This is a genomic window from Desulfurobacteriaceae bacterium (assembly GCA_039832905.1).
Classification (GTDB): Bacteria; Aquificota; Aquificia; order Desulfurobacteriales; family Desulfurobacteriaceae; genus Desulfurobacterium.
In genome coordinates, this window is sequence record JBDOLX010000038.1 from 1 (window position 1) to 1,952 (window position 1,952).

Below are 1,952 nucleotides of genomic sequence, written 5' to 3' on the forward strand. Positions count from 1 at the left end.
GGAGTTCCTCATAAAACAGATTTTCAAACAGGTTAATCTTGATTTTGCAAGCTCAAGAGCGGAATCTGGACTTGCCAAACAGTATGACTACCTCGAATTCACCACTATGCTCGTAAACTTCGCCAACGCCTTAGAGTCCTGCGAATACAAGATTGCAGAGCTTGTAGGCAGATGGCTTGACGAAGAGTTCAAAGGCTACATTGAATACTCCAAGCAGTTTACAATCCTTGATGCAGAACAGTTCACTCAAACAGTTCTAACAGTTCTTGACAGACCTGACCTTCCACCTATTCTCCACAACGAACTCATGAAACTCACTGCCCGCCTGATTCTTAACCCATTCAAAGACGAAAAAGAACTTGACCAGATAGAAAACGCCATAGACTCTCAAGAAGACTGGGAAATAAAACTGAGGGCTGAAGGATGGAAGAGTCACAAAGAATAAGGAAGGAAATTCTCACCTACCTTGAGAAAAATTTCAGCAAACTGCAAGAAGACCAAGAAAACCTCGTTAAAGAAATTATTGCTTACCTCGTTGCCAAAGACTACGTTATAGACCGCAGGCTTATCAAAATGGTTTACGAAATTATTGAGGAGAATTACAAATTTTTGGATACACTCTTACGAAACCTGACGGAGAGCATCGCAGTTCAAATAGCACCATTAGGCAATGCTGATGTTAAAGTTTTTCACAACAAGCTTTTAGATAAACTTTTTAACTTCCTTTATCCAGACGGTCTGAACCTCTCTCAAAGGCTAAGGAAAAGGAAAGAAGAGGCAAAAGTAGAATTCTTTCAGGTTCTTCGTCAGCAACTTCACCTAAGAAAATCCGCTATCCAAACTGCTTACGCTATTCAATACCACATGGAGAAAAAGCTGGGGAAAAAATTCGTTAAGCTAACTAACGAAGAAATAAAACTCATAGAGAAACTCCGCCGAAACGCCAGAGCTATGATAAAAGGAGAAATTTCCAAAAAGCAGTGGAATTCAATCCTTAATCAGTATGAACGCTACATCAAACAGCGGAAGAAAAGAGGCGTTCTTCACGCTCACAAAACCTTACTGAAAGAGCTAACAAAAGCGGTAGAAAAAGCCTCAACAAAAGCCGTTAATGAAGCAGTAGATTGGTATCTCTATCAAAAGCAACTCTACAATCTCAAACGAATTGCCAGAACAGAAACATCAAGACTCCTAAATACCACTATTGTAGAAGCTTATAAGGATAATCCTTTTTGCAAAGGTTTCAGATGGGTACTCAATCCAGCCCACAAAATAGAAGATATTTGCGACAAATATGCTAATGTTGATTTCGGCCTTGGCCGAGGTGTTTTTCCAAAGGGGAAACAGCCGCTTTGTCCCGCTCACCCTCACTGCATGTGCAAGCTGGAACCTGTGTTTTGAAAAAAAGTGGAACACCATTTTGAATTTTTGTGGAACACCATGATTTATTATTTTCTAAATCTCCTTGTCCCGCAAAGTCCCTAAATTTCCCCCTAAATCCCGAAATCCTATTTTTGAGTGTTCCACTTTTTTTTCAAAATTTTGTCAGCGAGTCCGAATCGGAATTTAAAAATTTACATCAAATTAACTATCAATCAATTTTTAACATTAGATCCTACGCTTTAACTAACTTTCTTGAGTAAATAAACCTTCCACAGTAAGGACACTTACTCTTGCCCGGAGTTAAGTTTTTAATCAATTCCCTATATTCTGCTGGAGAGTAAGTCATACCACACCCTTCACAAGCACCAGAAGAGATATCTGAAAAGACCAGACCGTTAAATTTATTTTTAAGCTGCTCAAACCTTTCTATTTCAGAAGGCTCTATGGAGGATTTAAGGTCTTCAATCTCTTTCAGAAGTTTTTCCTTTTTCCTCTTTAAGATTTCCACTTCTGAAGAGATCTCCTCAATCTCCTCTTTTAACTTCTGAATCTCAGGTGAAAACTGCTCT

General features: G+C 38.9%; 3 protein-coding genes. 2 read left to right on the top strand and 1 reads right to left on the bottom strand.

Annotation, left to right across the window (positions count from 1 at the left end; all coding sequences use genetic code 11):
* Both ABGX27_02930 and ABGX27_02935 read left to right on the top strand, forming a co-directional pair.
* A partial coding sequence (locus ABGX27_02930) for a hypothetical protein (protein MEO2068445.1) occupies positions 1–445 on the top strand: 445 nt, incomplete at its 5' end.
* On the top strand, positions 424–1,401 hold the full coding sequence (locus ABGX27_02935) for a hypothetical protein (GenBank protein MEO2068446.1): 978 nt from the start codon (positions 424–426) through the stop codon (positions 1,399–1,401). The genes ABGX27_02930 and ABGX27_02935, both read left to right, overlap by 22 nt.
* Before the next feature lie 214 nt (positions 1,402–1,615).
* Here ABGX27_02935 and ABGX27_02940 read toward each other — a convergent pair.
* A partial coding sequence (locus ABGX27_02940; protein MEO2068447.1) for a C4-type zinc ribbon domain-containing protein occupies positions 1,616–1,952 on the bottom strand: 337 nt, incomplete at its 5' end.